At 54.2% G+C, this 20,386-nt stretch carries 12 protein-coding genes, 1 tRNA gene and 5 pseudogenes; 4 read left to right on the forward strand and 14 right to left on the reverse strand.

Annotation, left to right across the window (positions count from 1 at the left end; genetic code table 11):
* Positions 1-64: 64 nt before the first annotated feature.
* Genes AC3G3F_RS19695 through AC3G3F_RS19745 form a run of 11 tightly spaced genes read right to left on the reverse strand, consistent with a single transcriptional unit; the run spans position 65 to position 15,116 of the window.
* Positions 65-3,385, reverse strand: coding sequence for an ImcF-related family protein (locus AC3G3F_RS19695; RefSeq protein WP_198387301.1), 3,321 nt, complete (start codon positions 3,383-3,385; stop codon positions 65-67).
* Positions 3,375-4,535: a hypothetical protein gene (locus AC3G3F_RS19700; protein ID WP_488395600.1), complete on the reverse strand. Its 1,161-nt coding sequence runs from the start codon at positions 4,533-4,535 to the stop codon at positions 3,375-3,377. The genes AC3G3F_RS19695 and AC3G3F_RS19700 overlap by 11 nt, the downstream gene beginning before the upstream one ends.
* A gap of 5 nt (positions 4,536-4,540) precedes the next feature.
* On the reverse strand, positions 4,541-4,810 hold the full coding sequence (locus AC3G3F_RS19705; protein ID WP_053509566.1) for a PAAR domain-containing protein: 270 nt from the start codon (positions 4,808-4,810) through the stop codon (positions 4,541-4,543).
* 12 nt (positions 4,811-4,822) lie between these two features.
* Positions 4,823-5,818 carry a putative type VI secretion system effector gene (locus AC3G3F_RS19710; protein WP_488395602.1) on the reverse strand — a complete coding sequence of 332 codons (996 nt, stop codon included), beginning with the start codon at positions 5,816-5,818 and terminating at the stop codon, positions 4,823-4,825.
* Positions 5,815-7,032 (reverse strand): hypothetical protein, encoded by a 1,218-nt coding sequence (locus AC3G3F_RS19715; protein ID WP_488395603.1) that lies wholly within the window; start codon positions 7,030-7,032, stop codon positions 5,815-5,817. Before AC3G3F_RS19715 ends, AC3G3F_RS19710 begins: the two co-directional genes overlap by 4 nt.
* Before the next feature lie 5 nt (positions 7,033-7,037).
* Complete coding sequence (locus AC3G3F_RS19720; protein ID WP_070804646.1) at positions 7,038-7,307, reverse strand: PAAR domain-containing protein; 270 nt, start codon at positions 7,305-7,307, stop codon at positions 7,038-7,040.
* 12 nt (positions 7,308-7,319) lie between these two features.
* A complete protein-coding gene (locus AC3G3F_RS19725; RefSeq protein ID WP_079796792.1) occupies positions 7,320-8,291 on the reverse strand; it encodes a putative type VI secretion system effector in 972 nt (323 codons plus the stop codon).
* A complete protein-coding gene (locus AC3G3F_RS19730; RefSeq protein WP_488395605.1) occupies positions 8,288-10,951 on the reverse strand; it encodes a T6SS effector BTH_I2691 family protein in 2,664 nt (887 codons plus the stop codon). Before AC3G3F_RS19730 ends, AC3G3F_RS19725 begins: the two co-directional genes overlap by 4 nt.
* A complete protein-coding gene (locus AC3G3F_RS19735) occupies positions 10,948-11,949 on the reverse strand; it encodes a DUF4123 domain-containing protein (protein ID WP_227005437.1) in 1,002 nt (333 codons plus the stop codon). Before AC3G3F_RS19735 ends, AC3G3F_RS19730 begins: the two co-directional genes overlap by 4 nt.
* 19 nt (positions 11,950-11,968) lie before the next feature.
* On the reverse strand, positions 11,969-14,344 hold the full coding sequence (locus tag AC3G3F_RS19740) for a type VI secretion system Vgr family protein (protein ID WP_488395607.1): 2,376 nt from the start codon (positions 14,342-14,344) through the stop codon (positions 11,969-11,971).
* 58 nt (positions 14,345-14,402) lie between these two features.
* Positions 14,403-15,116 (reverse strand): DotU family type IV/VI secretion system protein, encoded by a 714-nt coding sequence (locus tag AC3G3F_RS19745; protein ID WP_071891277.1) that lies wholly within the window; start codon positions 15,114-15,116, stop codon positions 14,403-14,405.
* Between the two features lie 590 nt (positions 15,117-15,706).
* Between AC3G3F_RS19745 and AC3G3F_RS19750 the strand changes: the two are divergent.
* Together AC3G3F_RS19750 and AC3G3F_RS19755 are read left to right on the forward strand one after the other, a co-directional pair.
* Positions 15,707-15,948: pseudogene (locus AC3G3F_RS19750) on the forward strand (hypothetical protein).
* Positions 15,949-16,642: 694 nt separating this feature from the next.
* Positions 16,643-16,756, forward strand: a pseudogene (locus tag AC3G3F_RS19755) (phage integrase N-terminal domain-containing protein); the annotation flags it as partial.
* On the opposite strand, the pseudogene AC3G3F_RS19760 reads toward AC3G3F_RS19755, so the two are convergent.
* Positions 16,751-16,831 (reverse strand): annotated as a pseudogene (locus AC3G3F_RS19760) (hypothetical protein); the annotation flags it as partial. The pseudogenes AC3G3F_RS19755 and AC3G3F_RS19760 overlap by 6 nt on opposite strands.
* Positions 16,832-17,117: 286 nt before the next feature.
* Between AC3G3F_RS19760 and AC3G3F_RS19765 the strand changes: the two are divergent.
* Together AC3G3F_RS19765 and AC3G3F_RS19770 are read left to right on the forward strand one after the other, a co-directional pair.
* A tRNA-Asn gene (locus tag AC3G3F_RS19765) sits at positions 17,118-17,193 on the forward strand.
* A 166-nt stretch (positions 17,194-17,359) separates the two neighbouring features.
* Positions 17,360-18,395 (forward strand): annotated as a pseudogene (locus AC3G3F_RS19770) (tyrosine-type recombinase/integrase).
* A 171-nt stretch (positions 18,396-18,566) separates the two neighbouring features.
* Here the strand turns inward: AC3G3F_RS19770 and AC3G3F_RS19775 are convergent.
* Both AC3G3F_RS19775 and AC3G3F_RS19780 read right to left on the reverse strand, forming a co-directional pair.
* Positions 18,567-19,157 carry a hypothetical protein gene (locus tag AC3G3F_RS19775; RefSeq protein ID WP_053509580.1) on the reverse strand — a complete coding sequence of 197 codons (591 nt, stop codon included), beginning with the start codon at positions 19,155-19,157 and terminating at the stop codon, positions 18,567-18,569.
* Positions 19,144-20,386 (reverse strand): annotated as a pseudogene (locus tag AC3G3F_RS19780) (hypothetical protein); the annotation flags it as partial. The gene AC3G3F_RS19775 and the pseudogene AC3G3F_RS19780, both read right to left, overlap by 14 nt.

A 20,386-nucleotide genomic window follows, 5' to 3' on the forward strand; every position in this document is an offset into this window, starting at 1 on the left:
TAAGTACTTAATAAGTCACAGATAGCGCATTCGTTGCCGAAGCCGCTCAGCGTTAAATCGTTCATTACAGTCCGTCTCCGCCACCGTTATCTGACGGCACATCAGGGACGCTATCCGTATCAAGGAACACCTGCTGCGGCAGTCTGAACCCTTTCAGCTTCAGCAGCGCCAGCGGGCCTTCACCTGCATCTGTACGCATCATAATGTTCAGCGGACTGCCGTCTTTCACCTTCCAGCTCAGAATAAAGGTACTGTTGTCGGTGGCCTGAACCTGCGCCCTGTCCAGCAGGCGGATAAAGCCCCAGCTTCCGGGGTAGTCGGCGTAAATACGCTCTCCGGCGCTGACGCTGGTCCAGGTTAACGTGGTATGCGGTTTCCACTGGCTGTCCGGCCAGACGAACGGCTGCCAGTTCTCCACCTGGTTGTGGTAGTCCAGCTTTTGCTGGTCGAGATAGAGGTCGGTCTGCATCACGTCACGGGCCGGTTTGCCCATCAGCGCAAAATGTACGCTGGCGTCACCGCCGGTAAACGCCACATCCGCCAGTTCGCTGAGCTGGTTCAGGGCATTCAGGAAGTCCGGGTTAAAGTGCAGCCCCTGTGCGGCAATCGCATCCGGCACCCAGTGACGACCTTCCCTGCGCAGCACGCCGCCCAGGCTGGTTTTCACAAACTGCGTGATGCGCCCGGTGTCGTTACGCAGGTATTGCGACAACAGCGGCAGCGATGCTTCGCTCTGTTTATCCGGCGAAAACGGCCAGCGGTCATTGAAGTCCTGCTGCCAGTCGTTGACGATGGCCTGCTGCCACTGATTATTAATGCTCTCTGCAGTGGGCGACAGCACCTGCTGCCAGGCCTGCTCCATCGGTTGCACGAACACCGCCTGACCAAAGCCACTCCATTCCTGACCGAGACTGGCAGCCACCAGACTACCGTAGTCACGGGTATCGGTGATATCCACCGATTTCCCCTGGAACACCGTCTGCGCCAGCGCCTGCATCATCGCCTGCGGGTCGGCGGCACCGGTGACCTGCTGGAGCTTAAGACGCACGCGGGTAACGCGGGTGAGGAAGGTCTGCAGACTCAGGCTGTTATCACCACTGCCCTTCGTGTCCATCAGCCCCAGCACAGGACCAAAGGCTGCATCGAGAGGACCGTGCGCTCCGGCTTTCTGGTCGATGGCTTTCGCGTCATCGGTACTGAGCAGATTTTTCGCTGATTTCACCAGCGAGTCGGTCAGAGCTTCCTGCTGTTGTCCGGCACGCCCCTGGGTGTTGAGCGTGTTCATCAGCGCCACCAGCGGCGACTGGCGAACATCCGCCATCAGGGTGAGCTGGTCAATGGCATCGGAGAGCGTGGCGGCTTTCTGCCAGCGGATGCTGTTGAGGAAATCCAGCCAGGCGCTGGCATAATCAGTGAAGTAGCGTTCCGTCAGCCGGGCTTTCAGCGCTTCCGGAGAAATATCCTGCATCACCGGGTGCCGGTTATCGCTCAGCACCCAGTCAATCTCGTCCCGGCGTTCGCTGACCACTTTATCAATCGCCGGTTGAACCGCATCATCCCACGCCTGGCGGGTGAACATCCCCGGCACCACGTCATCGGTGGTGAACAATCGCGAGGCATCCGTGTCGCCGGTCATATCGGTGAGACGCATATCGGCGTAGTTACGGGAGACCTGCACCAGCATTTTCTGGTAGAGCGCCGATTCAGCATTACGCTGACCAATCAGGCGCAACAGGGCGCTGCGGGTGGTGGCGACCAGTTGCGGGTCTGAGGCAATTTTCCAGGCCGGGTGTGACGGCAGATTCTGCGCCAGAAAGGCCAGTTGTCGGGGCCCCTCGTACTGCCAGACACCGGGTGCCACGCCATCACGGCGTGGCCAGAGGGCCATCACCGTTGAGGTGAAGAAATTCGCGTCCATCTTCTCCGGACGGTTTAACATCAGCCAGGCTTTCAGCCAGTTATACGCATCCCGGCTCAGTTTTGCCCGCGGGTCGCTGTCAGCAGGTAGCGCATTCCAGGCGGTCAGCGCGTCACGCAACCTGGCGGCGGAGGCATCACGCAACAGCGGCAACGCGCTGCGGGCATACTCCGGCCACAGGCGGGCCAGCAGGTCATCATTCTGGCTCTGGCCAAAGCGGCTGTACCACGGCACGCCGTGCTGACTCCGGTACTGCAGGCGCGCCATCTCCCGCTGCAACTCACCCAGTGCAGCCAGTCGTTTATCCGCGTTCTGGTGTTCATCACGGGCTGTTACTGCCAGTTGCTGTGCGTCGGTAATCTCCTGACGGTTGGTGTTCCAGGAAAAGAGTACGCCCGCGCAGGTCAGACCGAGGGCCACCAGCACCGCCTGATACAGCGTGCGCTCCCACGCCATTCCGGCACGCTGGATTCTGAGCGAGGGCAAATCGTTCAGAATGGCGTTCCAGCTGTTATCCGGCAGCCAGCGCTGTCTGTCGGTTCCGTCCTTCGGGTAAACCGCCGGGCTGAACATCACCCCGCGCAGCGGCACGGCATAAGGGCCGGTGAGCAGCGAAACCGCCAGCGCATGAAAGCGCTCCGCCATCCCGTTACGCAACTGCCAGCCCAGACGCAACAGGAAATCATGCGTATGGCTGCCCAGCCCCTGCTGAACGCCAGGCTCTATCAACGTGTCCGGTAGCGATTTCAGGGTCTCCACCAGCTCCGGCGGCGTGGTGTGCGGGGCCAGCAGGCAACCCACCGGCTGAGTCTCGCGGCCCTCCTGCGACCACGCGCTCTTCTGCACTTCCCACAGATACAGCGGCACGCGCCAGCCCAGTTTTTTATAGCGTTCGTTAAGCTGGCGAACAATCAGGTCGCCCTGCATCGCCTGACGCAGTTCGCCGTCATAGACCAGCACTATCGCGCTGACCGCACAGCGTTTAAGTTTACGCAGCACCGCGATACGGGCGCTGTCAGCCCCCGGGAGCAGACTGCCGCCCCATACGGCGACAACGTTGTTGGCTTCCAGCCATCCGGCTTCCGTCAGGCCCGGTACAGCAAGGTCTGTCTGGTTCGGTGAACCGCAAATCACCACAAACCGCACTTTACTGCGCCAGGTCAGCCCGTAGTGATGCTTAAGGTAGTCACGCATCTCCGTGATATACGCCGGTGTGGAGACTTTTTCCCGCGCTGTTTTAGCCTGCCTGTCATCGTCTGATTTGGGCTCCCGCTGCTGATACAACCGGTAGCCAGCCATTACGGCCGTCAACAACGCCTGAACACCCAGCCAGACCAGGCCCATCTGTGCAGGAGAGAGTCCGTAATGTTTACCCAGCAGCCATACCACTCCGGCTGACAGCACTCCCGACACCAGCGTAAACAGGGTTGCCCCCGATGGTCGCCAGACCTGTCCCTTAAGCGACATTATCACCTCCACTGCTGACACTCATCAAAAACGCCTCGCTTCCCTTAGCCAGTGCCAGCACCTGCGTTTCACGGGTATGCTCTGCCATCTGTATTGCCTGCGTGACCGCAAACCATGTTTCGCCGTCTTTCATCTCGCCCAGCCAGTGAGGCAGATACTGCTGAACCGGTGATACGGGTGGAATGACCGTCGCTTCCCCCTGCTCGGCTACAGCCTTATGCTGCTGGCTCAGGGCGACCATCAGACGACTGATATGTGGCTGAGTGACCGCATCAGACCACACGCCTTTCATCGTATTGCTGACACACTGATATTGCAGAAACTGCCGGAGATCACCGTCAGGTAAGGTATTATCGGTGGGGAACACACGGTGCAGCGTGGCACAGTGCCGCAGCCCGGTACGGATATCCGGATGAGATAACAACCAGGCCACCGCCCCCTGAGTGCCTTCACTGCCAGGCGTCCAGTTATGACGGATAATGAGCCAGCCCGTACGCACCGCATCTTTCTGTTGCCAGAGTGTCATCTGGCGGCTGAAAGGCTCAGGCTTCATTTCCGAAAGCTGGATCGCCGACAGTGGCAGTGACAGCGCCGCCCACACCGACCGGAAACATTGCCAGTCGTCCTCAGACGCGCTTTCCGGCAGGCAGACCGTCAGCGACTGATTGCGGATGAAAATCTGTAACGCCACGCGCAGCGGAGCCAGCAATTCGGTAAACAAATACGTGGCCCCCGGACATTCAGGCAGACGTAGCGGAGCCAACGTACTTACCGGCTCACCACTGTCCTGCGGTGTCCGCACCTGTTCAGGGAAAAGAGTACTGACGCCTGACACCACCATGCCTTCTTGAGCCCACCTCTGCCACTGCGCTTCCAGCATGGCGTTGTACTGCGTGGTGCCATCAGCGTGCTCCAGGAGTACGCCATAACGGTACATCCACCAGCCCGCAATCCCGGCAAACAGCAGTATCAGCACCACCACACCGGCAAAGGCGTAAACCAGCGCCCGCGAGTCATGCAGCCAGAAATAAATACCGCATCCGGCCATCACCACGGCTGAACAACTTAACATCAGCGACCGCCACCAGCCTGACCACGACGGCGCGGCAGGCCAGTGAACCGCATCCGGCGCGGGGATTTTCCATGCCATCAGATTCAGCTCCCCAGAATACCGCCGGTGGCGCTGGCGATCACCGTGCAGCCGCACTGGCACTGCGCACCATCAAAAGCAGCCTGTTCACTGTCTGACTGCCATTCCGGTGATGTCCCCACAATGCGATTAACGCCATGCCCTTCAATCGGGCAGGACACCAGGTCGTTAAGTAATGCAGCTTTGATACCGTCGATAATCATGGTGGAAGAGGCGGAGATCACTTCCCCGCCGCTGCTGAGTTTGTCGTGCAGACGAATAATGCCCTTGCTCATAGAAAATTCCTATCAATAGTAAAAAAAACCATCCAGGTATGAAGTACGAGAGGGCATTTCACGGCCATCTGAAGTCAATAAATCAGGGGGCAGCACTTTAATTTGCTCTTTGGTGATTTTTTCCAAATCAACCCGCTTTGGCTCATTAAAACCAAGTACAGTAAAAATGGCCTCGGCCAGAAGCGTCGTCGGTTTAGGCCTTTTTCGTTGCTTGCGTACACCACGGAAACAGGCATATGCCGTGATGGAATAGGAAATTACGACGAGCTTCAAAAAATCCTCAAGAGAAAGTGACTTAGAGGCAAAAAAAACAAAAAGGAGCAAAACAGTAAAAAAGCCGCCAATCAAAAAAATTCCTGATCGATACTCATAAAAAACATCGATTTCTCGCCCATGGCGACAATATGGCGTCATAGTGATAGTTCTAAGTTCGGGGAGAGCTATTGCGTATACGACATAGTGTTCTTCTCTACCCATCACAGCCATTTCCACGAAATCACCAACCTTTACATTGGTTTTCCCCAGCCAGCCACTGAATGAAACGCCATTGATCTTCCCACGTACAAAATCACTTGCATCACTCATTCGAACCTGACTTTGGCCTGTTACCGCTGCTCCTGCAGTATTGCCTGTCATCGCCACTAACAATCCCCCTACCTGGTTGCGAGATTCCTGATGAGCAAAGGCTTCTGGGTCATATTCACGATCAGTAAAATAACCGATGACTTTCTGCACGCTAAACTCTTCCAACATTCCACTGACTTTGAACAAAAGCTGGCGAGGTGGTAGCTCTGGCGGTGGTGGTTCTGTTGCCAGGATTGCGTCCAACTGAGTTATCTCAGCAGACGCTTGCTCGTTCTCCCGTTCAAGCTTTAGAGGATCACATTCGTCAGGATGCTCAACCGCCCATTTGTTGTTAACTTCAATGATTGTTTCGCAATGGCTTTTCTTTCGCCTGATTTCATCAAACGCAATAAACTCTCCCGAAAATTTCCTGTCCTTTGTCATAACACAGCCCCCAGTGCTTTTTGATATTCTTCCTGCTGGTTGTCATACTCCTTGTCACGAGGATTTTTGGGGCCCAGTTGCCAGGTGCTCTTCAGTTTGTCATTTCCCTTAGCCAGTGCCAGCACCTGCGTTTCACGGGTATGTTCTGCCATCTGTATTGCCTGCGTGACCGCAAACCATGTTTCACCGTCTTTCATCTCGCCCAGCCAGTGAGGCAGATACTGCTGAACCGGTGATGCGGGTGGAATGACCGTCGCTTCCCCCTGCTCGGCTACAGCCTTATGCTGCTGGCTCAGGGCGACCATCAGACGACTGATATGTGGCTGAGTGACCGCATCAGACCACACGCCTTTCATCGTATTGCTGACACACTGATATTGCAGAAACTGCCGGAGATCACCGTCAGGTAAGGTATTATCGGTGGGGAACACACGGTGCAGCGTGGCACAGGGCCGCAGCCCGGTACGGATATCCGGATGAGATAACAACCAGGCCACCGCCCCCTGAGTGCCTTCACTGCCAGGCGTCCAGTTATGACGGATAATGAGCCAGCCCGTACGCACCGCATCTTTCTGTTGCCAGAGTGTCATCTGGCGGCTGAAAGGCTCAGGCTTCATTTCCGAAAGCTGGATCGCCGACAGTGGCAGTGACAGCGCCGCCCACACCGACCGGAAACATTGCCAGTCGTCCTCAGACGCGCTTTCCGGCAGGCAGACCGTCAGCGACTGATTGCGGATGAAAATCTGTAACGCCACGCGCAGCGGAGCCAGCAATTCGGTAAACAAATACGTGGACCCCGGACATTCAGGCAGACGTAGCGGAGCCAACGTACTTACCGGCTCACCATTGTCCTGCGGTGTCCGCACCTGTTCAGGGAAAAGAGTACTGACGCCTGACACCACCATGCCTTCCTGTGCCCACCTCTGCCACTGCGCTTCCAGCATGGCGTTGTACTGCGTGGTGCCATCAGCGTGCTCCAGGAGTACGCCGTAACGGTACATCCACCAGTCCGCAATCCCGGCAAACAGCAGTATCAGCACCACCACACCAGCAAAGGCGTAAACCAGCGCCCGCGAGTCATGCAGCCAGAAATAAATACCGCATCCGGTCATCACTACGGCTGAACAACTTAACATCAGCGACCGCCACCAGCCTGACCACGACGGCGCGGCAGGCCAGTGAACCGCATCCGGCGCGGGGATTTTCCATGCCATCAGATTCAGCTCCCCAGAATACCGCCGGTGGCGCTGGCGATCACCGTGCAGCCGCACTGGCACTGCGCACCATCAAAAGCAGCCTGTTCACTGTCTGACTGCCATTCCGGCGACGTACCCACAATACGGTTAACGCCATGCCCTTCAATCGGGCAGGACACCAGGTCGTTAAGTAATGCAGCTTTGATACCGTCGATAATCATGGTGGAAGAGGCGGAAATCACTTCCCCGCCACTGCTGAGTTTGTCATGAAGACGAATAATGCCCTTTCCCATCGGAAATCCTTTTCAGTAGTAATAGAAGTAGTCTCGCCAGGCATTACGATCCGGCATTGGCCTGGAACCTTTTAGCGGAGGTTCGCTTTTTAACCTTTTTTTTGTTTTTTCCGGCAAATTAACCCATTGAGGATCAGAAAACCCCAGTGCGGAAAAAATAGATTCAGACAACAAAATAACGGGACCGGGGTTCTTTCTGATACTGCGCATGGCGAAAAAATAGGCCATCGCTAACATGAAAGCGAAAACACCAGCACAAAAGGCTATACCTTCCCAGTCAACGCCACGAATACGAAGATATGTTAAAATAACCAGAAAAATGCTTCCTATCCCCATGACCGCATATTTGCCGAAACTGATTTCAGCTTCCCTTCCAGCCCCACAACGAGGTGTCATAGAAATAGTCTGAATTTCAGGAATCATTAATGCGTAAGTTACATAGTGATCCCCTTGCCCCATCACAGCCATTTCAACGAAGTCACCGGGTTGAGCATTTGTTTTTCCCAGCCATCCATGAAAAGGAATACCGTTGATCTTTCCTCGAACAAAATCACAGGCATCATCCTTCCGAATCTTGCTTTGTCCCGTGACGGCAGAACCTGCAGCATTTCCCGTTACCGCAAGTAAAAGACTTCCCACCTGCTCACTTGCCACCTGTCTGGCAAATCCTTCAGGGTCATATTCGCGCTCGGTGAAATAGCCGATCACTTTCTGTACGTTGAACTCTTCCAACACACCACTGACTTTAAACAGAAGCTGGCGAGGTGGTAGCTCTGGCGGTGGCGGCTCAGTTGCCAGGATTGCCTCCAGTTGAGGAATTTTATCCTGTTGAGCTTTTATTACTTGCTCGAAACTGGCTCGAAGAGTCGGATCTTCATTAATAGCATCCTGTCTTATACGTATTTCAATTTTTGCATTAGACAGTTCTCTTTTAATTTCATCAAACGCAATAAACTCTCCCGAAAATTTCCTGTCCTTTGTCATAACACAGCCCCCAGTGCTTTTTGATATTCTTCCTGCTGGTTGTCATACTCCTTGTCACGAGGATTTTTGGGGCCCAGTTGCCAGGTACTCTTCAGTTTGTCATCAGGCTCCAGCCCGAATACGCCCTCCCGACACCATTTCTGTAAATCGTTGCCAAAGTAATAAGTGATGAGTTGTTCTATTAGGAACATTCCAATCATGACTTCCCAACTGGCAAAAAAACTAACTATTCGGGCAACAGTATTTTTTGCCAGAAATGTTCCCATTGCCTCAAGAAACGCGCCCTTCAGTGACAAATTCTCCAGTACTTCTAACAAACCACCAAATGACTTAAGTGCCAAACCAGTATCCACAGCCACTTTTCCACCATTCAGTCCAACAAAAATCCACCGACAATGATCAGACGAAAATTCCGACACCAATGCCTCAGTATCCAGAGCCAGATTAATCACCGCAGCCGACATCCCAGCACTTGTCCCCACAAACTTCACGCTTGTGGTTCCGGCCCCATTCTGAATACCGTGTTTAACCGCCGGTTCAATAATCTCTGTGGTTGTGCTAAGAGTCCCAAGGAACGCGGACGCGATCTGCGCATGGCTTTTTGAATCCCCTTTGCTCTCCTGCAGCTGATTTTTGAATTCCAGCCCGTTGAAGAACAGCGCCAGCAATTTGATTCGGGCCCCTTTCAGGGCGCTTTCGCCTTCAGCAATTTTACTGAATTCATCGAAACGCGTTTTATATCTGTTCAGTGTTGCCCGCCGTTCAGTCGCTCCCGAATACTTCATATCCTCCAGGAGCTGACTTCTGAACGTATCACCGTCCTGTAACTGCCCGAGTGACAGTTGCACCGCATTATCAAATGACACACCGGATACCACCTGGAACAGTGTTTTCGTCAGCAACCCGTTTAACCCGTCCAGAAACTTACCGGCGCGGCTGATGTTAAAGAAGCGATCGCCAAATGTGCTCAGGCGACGGTCACAGTACAGCATCATCCGCGAGAACGATGAAGACGGCGTGGCGGGTCGCTCCAGTGCTTCATTGGCACCGGCATATGCTTCATTCAGCTTGCCTGCCAGCGGGGCCACCGCCGCCAGGAAGGATGCTTCGTCCGCTTTCTCTGTTTTGCCGTGGCTCTTTGCCAGGCTTTCCAGATAGGCGGTCATATCGGCTATCACATCGGGGTTATTGAGCAGCAGCGAGCGCCAGACCAGGTTACTTTCGGATTTCGCAGAATACTGGTTTATCAGGCTGTCCAGCCACTGTGCGCCGGTATCGGTCAGGTTCAGCGAGGCCAGCGCATAATCCACAATTTCGCGGTAGCTCAGGTTATCCTCCACACTCGTGGAGTAAAAATCCTGGCTACAGGTAATAAACGGCGCAGACTTAAGCCAGTCGATACGCAAACCGTGCAGGGCTTCCATCCGGGTGGCTATCACCTTACAAAACTGCTCATAACAGGTATTGAAGGCATTTATCTTGTCGTGATTCAGCTCCGCATCGTACTTCGCCCAACTGGTCGCCAACGCCTCATCACCCGCCTGTTCTGATGACAGTTGCGCCCGTTGCAACAGATCATTCAGTGCCGACTGACGCTGCGTGTCAGCGCCCGACACCATCGCGATGACACCACCAGAAACCTTATCCATGCCGTAATTTGCAGTACTGCTGAAGGCATCCAGTGTGTGCTTTTCTGCCAGCGCTTTTTCCATCTGCTGGATTTGGTTGCGGGCACCAGCCAGTGACTGCACACTCATAAACTCAATCGACAGCTCGTCCAGCCAGCCCGCATGCAGGGCGGCCATATCATCACTGAATCCCACCAGCTCATGAGCAATACCCGCCGCATCATCCAGCGCCACCACCAGTTGGGTAATGGGTTTGTCGTAGCGGTTAACCCCGGCCCCCTGTTTCTGCATCGCGTCTATTGTCCGCTGCGCCTGCTCACAGCGGCGGCGGCTCCACGACGTCAGGGTGCCCTGAGCCCGCACTTCGCCTTCATCAAAATAAAACCACGGTGATGCGCTGTCCGTGCGGCTGATACGCCGTACCGGCGGGTTATACGGCAGCGTCAGTACGGGGCAGGCAGGGCCCGGCGTCATGTAGTCAGCTATTTCATTGAGCACCTCAACGCTTGCCTGGGCGACACGCTGTTCGTTAGCAGGCGTGGTCCACTGCCAGTATTCCACGCACTGCATCCGTTTCTTACGGGCGTTCGCATCAGAGCCGTAGCGCTCCAGCGTACCGGTCCGCCATTTGGCCGATGTGAATGCAATCCAGCAGTTGCCCTTCAGGGCAGCAGGACTGAGGATGAGCATCTCCAGATTGGTTGGGTTGTGGTACGGCATGGTGCAGTCAGATTTTTTCTGCGACCGTGCATACGCAGCGGAGGGCTGTTTCCACAGGCTGCCGTCTTCCGCTACCGACCAGCCTTCCCACTGACGGTTACTTTCGTAATACACATACACAAAGCCCTGACGCAGGGCGCGCAGCAGGTAGTCATAGCCGTCGCCGGTGGGGAACGGCGTGTCCGGCTTCGCCCAGGCCGGAACGCTGGCCGACAGCCCGGCAGGCACCACGGCATAACGTACCGGCAATATCGCCGGGCCGGATATCTGGCAGTGTGAGCAGGGTTTCGGCCCCAGGGGAGAGGTTGTCATACAGGGCTCCTTGCGTCAGATGCGGACGCGTTCGTCTCTTCGGTGTTCAGGTCGTGGCAGAGCTGCTGCCAGTCCCGGTCAGACAGTGCGCCAGTGCAGATGGCGTAATCCGTGTCCGGCTCCCGCTCGCGTGGTGAAAGCAAAATCTTCATCCGGGGATGCATATCCAGTTCAGGATGTAACCGCAGGCAGTCGAGCGCCAGCGCCTGCTGGTCGGTATCGTTGTCAAAACCGTGCAGCTGCTGCGCGCGTTTCAGCGCCCTGCGAATAATCGTGACTGCAGTGGCTTCATCGTGACGGGGCTTGTTGATATGTGCCTGCCGATAGTGTTCCAGGACACGGACGATTTTACCGGTCTGACTGATGTGAATTTCATCCTCCGGGTTCACCATCAGGGAGAACGTCATATACGGGTATGGCGACGGAGAATGGTCGTGGCTGACGAGCCTGCCATCACCGTCCGGGTAATGCCAGCCGGAAAGCACGCCCAGCCAGCGTTCATGTTGCACATCATCCAGTTGCGGCCACAGGATGCCGTGTATCGCCGGGTCGTAATACCGCAGCAGTATCTGTTGTCCAGAAATCAGCCGCTGAATGGCCGTGTAACCGAGTTGTTTTGCCATGACAGCGGTTTCGTAAGGGCTGGTCAGCCAGCCGCAAACTGCCCGACCGCCACCATTGCACAGGCGGTCAGGATGTTGCTCTTCCAGGGCATGACGGATGCTGCTCTCCAGCAGGGCGTGATGGGTAGCCTGCGTCAGGTCGAGTGGTATCAGCCAGGGATGGCGGTCCATGCTCAGGTTGCGGTGCGGCAGCGTGACCGGCACCGGGCGCTGGTCCATCAGTGCGCAAATAAACGGGTGCATCATATCTTCCGGCAATGCCTCCCGGTCGATAAGCAGGTATACATATTCCTGACGCTCAGTGATGGCGGCCTGCACCTGAGTCAGCAAAACGTCCGCCTGTTGCGTGACGGCCTGCGGACTGAAATCGTACATGATAGTCACAGGGTCGTCCTCACAGTGGCTCAGCCGCATCTTTAGGCGCCTTCATTGTTGAACAGCCCTCCGGCAGGCTGATACTGCCCTGCATCGATGCCGCCCCCAGCTTCTCCAGCGTTCCGGCCTTCACCGTGACGTTACCGGAGCCGCCCAGGGTGATACTCCCGCCTTTCATCTGTATCCATGCGCCACCGCACTCCAGCAGCAGTTCGGTTTGTGCCGAGACCGTGACCTTGCCGCTCTGACTGCTTATCTGTATATCCTTCATCGCGAACATATCCAGTGCATCACTCTGCGCCTGAATCTCCACCTTTCCGGCGGCAGCAAACAGTTTGATGCCGAGCTGTTTCGCAAACAGACTGAGGGTCTCGCTCACGGCGATACACAGCTTTTTGCCGATGCTGATATCCGCATCCTGGCCGGTGGTGGCAATCAGGTTCTGACCGGCGGCAAGCTGGATGCTGGACGGGGTGACCTGTGCGATACCCGACGGGGCCGAGAGCAGCAGCGCCTGTTGTTGCAGGTTCTTCAGCGTGCTGTTGAGCAGGTCGGTCTGTTTCTGCACGTCGGCCAGTTCCGCTTTTGCCATTTCGGCTGCGGCTCTGAGACTGCTGGCTTCCTGAATCGCCGCTTCCAGCTCGCTGACCGCTGCCTGCATATCAAGCATCGGACCGTCAGCCTGTTGCTGGCCGTCGGCGGTGATGAAAATGCCTTTCGCGGCGCGGAACACACCGTGACCGTCAGTGCGCAGTTCAGCCCCTTCACCACGCAGCGCCCTGGCATCAGAATCCTGGACGTTAAATCCCAGGTTTAATTGTGTCTTACCGGAATGCGGCGTGGAGAGGTGGATATTCTCTTTTCCGCGCTCATCCTGCAGGCGCATTTCATTGGCTGCAGGCGTGAGAAGGATGTTGCGTTTGTAATTTTCGATGGTGACGTGGTCGGGATGACGCGAGTCATGCAGCGACCAGGCAATAAATGGCTTGTCCGGATGACCGCCGTCAAACATCACCGCCACTTCGGTGCCCTGTATCAGCGGCAGGTGCAGACCGAAATTGTCACCGGCATAATCGCGGGCACGGCGCAGCCACGGGCTTTCGCCGCCCTGCGGCCACGAATCTTTATCGAAGTCAAAACGCACCCGGTAGCGGCCCATTTTGTCGATATGGCTGTAGATATCACTGGTCTGTGAACTGGTGATACGCGCCGTCAGCGGGACGGTGATGCGGGCACGGGGCTGTTCCGGCGGGCAGAAACTGACCGCATCCCGCCAGGCAATCCCTTCGGCTTTCAGCTTATAGTGCGAGTCACGACTGGCTGAGGATTCGATGGCGGTCACCAGCATCCCGTTTGCAAAAGCCTGTGAGGTGTCGCCTTCGGCTTTCAGTATCTGACCGGGCGCAATCAGCGTTGAATTACTTTCGAGGCTCAGCCGGTGCTGGCGGTTCAACTGACGTTCGTGACGCAGGCGGGCGTAGAAATAGCCGCTTTCGGTGTTATTGCTGTCCGGGCGGTTGTACTGGTCGCCTTCGCTCAGGAAACCATCGGTATAGTGGTAATCGTTGCCGTAAGTGGTTTTGTCATCATCGTGGGTCAGGTCCGCATCCGCGTTCATGATGGCGTCAGCGGTACGGTAGTTATAGTCATGCGTACTGACTGAACGTTCCGTCACTGCGTGATGCGCCTGTAAATTCCACACCGACTCCGCACGGTTGTCGTGCATCCCCGCCGGGTTCACCGCCGGGACGCTCACGTCATACTGCCAGCCCTTTACTGAATCCCCGAACAGCACCACTTCATGCCCGGTTTCACTGTCCTGGGTGAAGTTAAACCAGATACCGACTTCACTGAGCAGTCGGGCGATAAACTCCGCATCGGAGAGCATGAACTGGGTGATAATCTCCCTCGACGGCCAGGTATTACTCAGGCGGAACTCAAACAACCAGCCCGGCCAGTTGTGGTTTTCCCGCAGGATTTTTTCCACCACCTCCGGGACCGACATATTCTGGTAAATGGCGCTGCGGCGGCTGTTATCCAGCAGGGAGAGGCGCGGCTCAAACGTCAGGCGGTAGGTGGCTTCATCCGCCGAAACGGAAAGACGAGAGAAACGGGTGATGACGCCGTACACGGTGCGCCGGACTTCCGGCGCAATGGTCCGGCGAAACGCCGCCTCCGGCAGGGTCTGCATAATGAAGGTAACGTTCTTCATCAGCATCACCGACGGGTCGATATCCTTATCAGCACTGGTCAGCACCACGTCATAACGGTAGCGGGTGCTTAAACCTTCGCGTCCCTGAAATGACTCCACGTCCAGCGGCGCGGTGCAGCCTTTCACCTTCAGGTGATAGCGGTTCAGGGTCAGGGCATCCAGAACGGGAGAGACAGTGGTCATCGTGGCTCCTTCATCTTTCATCCGGAGCAGGCTCACCTGTGCCGGAAAGCGTGAAATCTCAGCCCGGCAGGGCCATCTGTAATACGTGGTGCAGGGAAACCTGCAGTCCGGCACTCAGAGCGCTGGTCACCAGCAGCGCCAGAACGATATGCGCCAGACGGGAGTGAAGCAGCGTGCCGCGCACCGTCGGGCGGCGCTCCACCACCAGCGGCGCAGATAAGGGCTGACCACCGGCAGGCACCAGCGCATTAAGGGATTCCAGTGCATATTCGCGCTTATACCGGCCGTCAGGCATTTTGTCCCGGAGCCGTTCACTCCAGCGCTGACTGAACCCCATGCCGAATAAACGCTGGTACAAAACCAGCAGGCGTGGGTCCGGTGCGGCCTGATGCAACAGCTCCCGCACGCGCTCAAACATCACCTCGCCAGCCCGCATCTGCATGACAAAACGGGCCTGCAGCGGATTATGCAGCCAGACGGAGTTCTCCAGCGAGGAGGCAGTGTTGAGTACAGCATCATCCATCATGGCGCACTGTGCATAAATGACATGATTAATAAAATCATCGTGTTCTTTTGCTGCTTTCAGCTTTTCCTGCACGGTTTCCACCAGCATGACTGCATAGTGATACAATGCTTCATCGCGAGCCTGCGCAGGCTGATGATAAATATCCATCACAAACAAATAAGTATCCTGCAGCAGGGAGTCAATATAAACACTGGCATTGTCGCAGCCGGGAAAATGAGATGACGCAGACGATACAGAGAAGTCCAAAATAAGACACCCCACTTACAGTAATGACATTTTTATAAAGATTATCCCTCTGTGATTACAAATCAATCCGGCAAACTGTAATAATTCATTGCCATCCATAAAATAATATCGCCACCCCCGTAAAATCTGGCACAGAGGTAGTATCCATGAGATTCTTTTTGTTTTAGTTCGTAATTAGTTTTCCTGAAAAGTAATTCACAAAACAAATGAAATTAGCATCACCCATAAATATGGGCGCCTATCATTGATATATTCAGAAAGTCAACCAGCTAAAATATCCAATTAAGGACAATGATGATCATAATATCCAATATCATAGATGGCGTTATTTTTTGACAGGTTCAGTTTGTTTTCTGGATGAAGCAAATAAACACCCCGGATACAATCCTGTCAGCATTCAGGAAAAAGGCCGTTAAAAGGCTAAGGGTAAAGGTAAGAGCGCATAAGGGTGGCTACGCAGACCCGATACCCAGAATGCTGATGAACCGCTGATCAATACGCTGTGTGCGGTGAGTCGGGCGATGAAGTCACTGCTGCTGGATATCGCCCGTATCCGGGGCGGTGAATGGGTACAGTGAAAGGAGGAAATCATGAACCTGAAACCTGTTGAACCCGATGCCCGTGAACTGGTGGACCGTGCCCGTATTCTGACGGGGTGATGCTGGAAAATCCTGATGAGGCCGGGCCAAACTATGTTCTGTTGCTCATTCTGGCCGAACAACTCCATCGTCTGCACGGTATCTTCGAAGCGGCTGAATACCGCCGGATGCGGGAAGACAAGCTCTCTCTGTTATTTTACTGTGGCCTCCTGAGCTCTGAGAGACCCCTCTGAAATCACAAAAAACAATCACCTTTTCACGTCCATCGACCGGATGTAAGCTCCGGATTGCACAATGCTGTCGTTGCCAGCGCCCATGCTTCACGGCCTGAAAGAAGCGCCTGAGGAACTCAGGATGGCAGCCCCTACCGGTGAATACCTCCGCAAACACCGACTCGCAGGTCACTGCGACAGAGGTCATACTTTACCGACAATACGTCCTTTCGCTGCGCCAGCTCACTGGTCAGCATTCCACGACATCTGAAATTTCCGGGTAAATCCCTGTCCGGCTGAGGATCAGCCTCCTTTACCCTACGGGCTGCGGCCTACATTGCCGCCAGGCTTTGCTGCCGCGTGACCGTCAATCTGCGCCAGAATCCGCGATCTTTCGCGCCCGGCCCTCAACCGGTGCGTCACTTTGCGTCGCGCAAAGCGACAAAGTGACGCACAACCACCACACCGCGTTATGCCCCTGATTTCAGGAGCCCGGCGCTCATTCCCGAATCTGACACGCCTTTTTGGGGCCGCTGTCAGCAAAAAAGAGGAGAAAAAGATCGATACCGAGGGGGGCATGATGCCCCGGAGAAGTCCTGCGCTGGCAGGCAGTCCGTACCGTGTACTGGCTGAAACTCCCTGTACCTCAACAAGCTGCCACTCCGGCGTGAAGGCATCGTTCTGGCTCAGCCAAAAAGCATACGCCGGAGACTGTTTGTGTTTTCAAAATCATGGGGGAAAGGGTACGGGCAGGTTAGGCAGTGAAATGAAGGCGCTGGCAAAACATTGCGGCGGTAGCCATAAAACAGTAAACGATCGCCTCTATATGTAACACTTCCGCTGCCTGCATCAGGCTGCCTGTATCAACAATTTTCACAAAGTATTTTAAGCGTCTGAAGTTCATCCTGTCCCCTGCCTTTAATCTCTACGACGTAACGTCTTAGAATGCTTTGCAAAATGCCTGCCAGTTTTTCACGCCTCATCAGACGCAGGTACACAGCCATCACCATAAGGTCACAGCATTTGACTCGTAAAATTACAGACAAAGCTGCACCACGCCGGGGCACAAAGTATGGATTAGATCAAAACTTCAACGCTTTGTTGTTTTTGTCAGCAAACAAACGCGTAATCTTATTTCCCCCTTTGACAAGCCGATCGCACATCGTTACTATGCGCCTCGTTCACACGATTCCTCTGTAGTTCAGTCGGTAGAACGGCGGACTGTTAATCCGTATGTCACTGGTTCGAGTCCAGTCAGAGGAGCCAGATTTTAGTATTAAGACGTCTCAGTGAGTCTTAATGCGTTATAAAAACAAGCAGTTAGATTGACCCGGCTGTCCTGAAAAGGATTGCCGGGTTTTTTGATATCTGTAGTTTTCGGGGGGATTCATCGGGGGCCTCTCGGTTCGTTGAACGAATGGAGCCCCCCGCTATGGCACTCACTGATACCGCTATCCGCAAGCCCAGACCCACAGACACCCCCTTCAAACTCGGCGACAGTGCCGGACTGTACCTGCTGATCAAACCCAACGGCTCAAAACTCTGGTATATGAAGTACCGCATTGACGGGAAAGAGAAGAAGCTGGCCTTTGGTCCTTACCCGGATGTTTCCCTGCTTACGGCACGCCAGTTCCGCAATGCGGCACGCAGTAAAATGCGTGCGGGGGTCGATCCCTCCGTTGACAAAAAAATCGCGCAACAGAAAAAGAAAAACGGACAGACATTCCGCCAGATCGCCATAAACTGGCATGCCGATCACCGGCGCTGGATCTGGATGGTGAATTTACGCCGCCGGAAACACAGCATTACCCGGCCCTGCCGCTTGAGAAACTACCAGAATTATTATCCCGGACGGATAACTACTCCGGCAGGCTGCTGACACGGTATGCGCTTAAGCTGTCGCTGCTGTTCTTTGTGCGCTCCAGCGAACTGCGTTTTGCCCGCTGGAGTGAGATCGACTGGCAGCAGAAGCTCTGGATAATCCCGGTAGAACGGGAGCAGATCGAAAACGTGCGCTTCTCTCGCCGTGGCACAAAGATGAAAACACAGCACATCGTCCCGCTGTCCGATCAGGTAATGGCGATCCTGAAACAAACTGAAGCGCTCTCCGGACATCTGGCGTTTATTTTCCCCGGCGAATACGATCAGGACAAGTGCATGAGCGACAACACCATCAACAAGGCATTGCGCGTGATGGGCTACGATACCCGAAAAGAGATCTGCAGTCACGGCTTCCGGGCGATGGCGTGCAGTGCGCTGAGTGAGTCGGGACAGTGGAGCAAAGAAGCGATTGAAAGCAAATGAGCCATCAGGAAAGGAACAGCGTGCGTGCCGCCTATATTCATAAGGCAGAATATCTGGAGGAGCGGATCGCTATGATGCAGTGGTGGGCGGATTATCTTGATAAAAATACTGAGCGATATGTATCGCCTTATCAGTATGCGGGATATCAGAGGGAAGCGTCATAGAACGGCCTTCCCCTTTTAACCAGGAAAATTTATTGGATAGTTATACAGGCAACGCTATCCCGAAATAATAATCCATACTGAATAAATATTTCGTGAATTCCGGTTGAATGTTAACTGTACTGTCACCGTTAATATTCTCGTATTTTTGGCCTCTTCCTTGAGGCTTTGTATTTATTGTTGAGGAGCGTTAGGATCATCACCGTAATCAACTTCACATGGAGAGCCTTTATCTAATGCAGTGAATTTATTATCCTTAAAGGTGTACATCATATATTTGCATTGCAAATTTCTGAGATCAGATTGGGGAGCGGTATTTCCATTCATCCACAATACAATACTATTAGGATAAAAGCCAGGTTCAAACTCTTCAGGTGAAGGCGTACCATTATCATGATAAGGGCGATAATGGGTATTTTCATTAAACTCTGGTAATTCAGAAACGATCTCTCCTGAAGTCTTATCAATCACCCAGCCACAGACCCAGCGATTGTCGCCACACTCTTTCGGGAGTTCACCGTTCCAGCTCAGGTAAAGGCGATAATGTCCGGCAAAGTTAACAGGCTTGGCAAGCTCCCGCTGCATTGTCTGCTTCCATTTGTTGGTATAGCTCTGCTGCTCTGCCGATAACGCAATATTCTTTGCAAATGGCCCGGTGCTCACCGCAACAGGGTAATCAGAAAACTGTGGATTATCCTTACCGGCAAAGGCTTCGCAGGTAAAAGTCAGCAATGCAAAGCCCAGTAAAATGTTATTGTGCTTCATTTTTGGAATCCTTCAATTTTTGAATCAGATCATCTGGCATAATAAATACCTTATTTAGCTTGTCACCATTGTAATAACCGATGCCGTCAGCAGACGCGTAACGTTTTTTATGAATACGATGATGGTTTTTGTCTACAACAAATGACCTATCTGGATTTTTCTCGTATTCATGCGGATCGGGGCTGATGGGTTTTCCTTGCTTCACGCCAACTGATGCAAATTCCAACGCACAAGCATAAGCGGCATCGTCCACGCTGCCGTTACCTTCCAGATAGGCGATAATCGCTGGGCGTTTAACTTTGATTATGTATTCTTCAAAAATCCTGTCCTGTATGGCCTCATCATACGGTGCATTAACATCCAGATTAAGGTTTCTGACCGCTTCTTTTAATGGATCGGTTGTTACCTGGTAGCGCCCTGTTGCAAACATATCAAATTGCGCCTGTGCATCCATTACCTGCTGAAGTGTCATCGAGGTCAGATTAGTTTTACTGTGCACCTCTGTGTGGGTCGGATGCGGGTGCGGGTATGTCCGGTTATAAATGGTGTAATCATTCCGGGATTCAGCATCGCAAATTAAATCCGCAAACGGACTGTGCGCCCAGCCGCGTTTTTTCGACGTGCTGATGGCATCCAGAAACACCAGCGGGTGCATATGCCATGGCGTTCGCGACATGTCCGGTACCTGATCCATCCAGCGAGTGGCGTTCAGAAAACGGATACCATAGCTGTACCATTCCGGTGCTTCCTTTTTGAGTTGAGGCGTAAAGAAAGCCTGCCAGACGGGGTCATCTGACGTACAGTACCAGTCACCCGGATGTTTCACACACAGGTGTTGCAGGTGATCAATGTAATCCGGGTTCTGTACTGCCCGGCGGTACTCCTGGGCAGAATAGCGTGGCTCACCGCTGTCGATTTTATCCAGCAGCCGCTGGTAGTTGTGTTTCACCTGCGCATGACTGGTACGCGGGTCTTTTGAGGAAGCGTTAAACAGCATCTGAAAAATATGCCGCACCAGTCCCGCAGGCTGGTTTTTGCCGTCGAGGTGGTCAAAGCTACGCGGGCTGGCTTCAACGGTTTCAAAACCCCGCTCCGCCAGGTCATAGCGTGACAGCAGTTTCAGGTCGGATTCTGCAAGATAGCCCCGCGATGCGCCAGCCTGCCAGTAAGTCACCTGATTGTCTTCTGTGTGCTGGCTGCCATTCAGGGGAAAAATACCGTCCTGATGG

The sequence above is a fragment of the Salmonella sp. FC25216 genome (genome assembly GCF_057751355.1).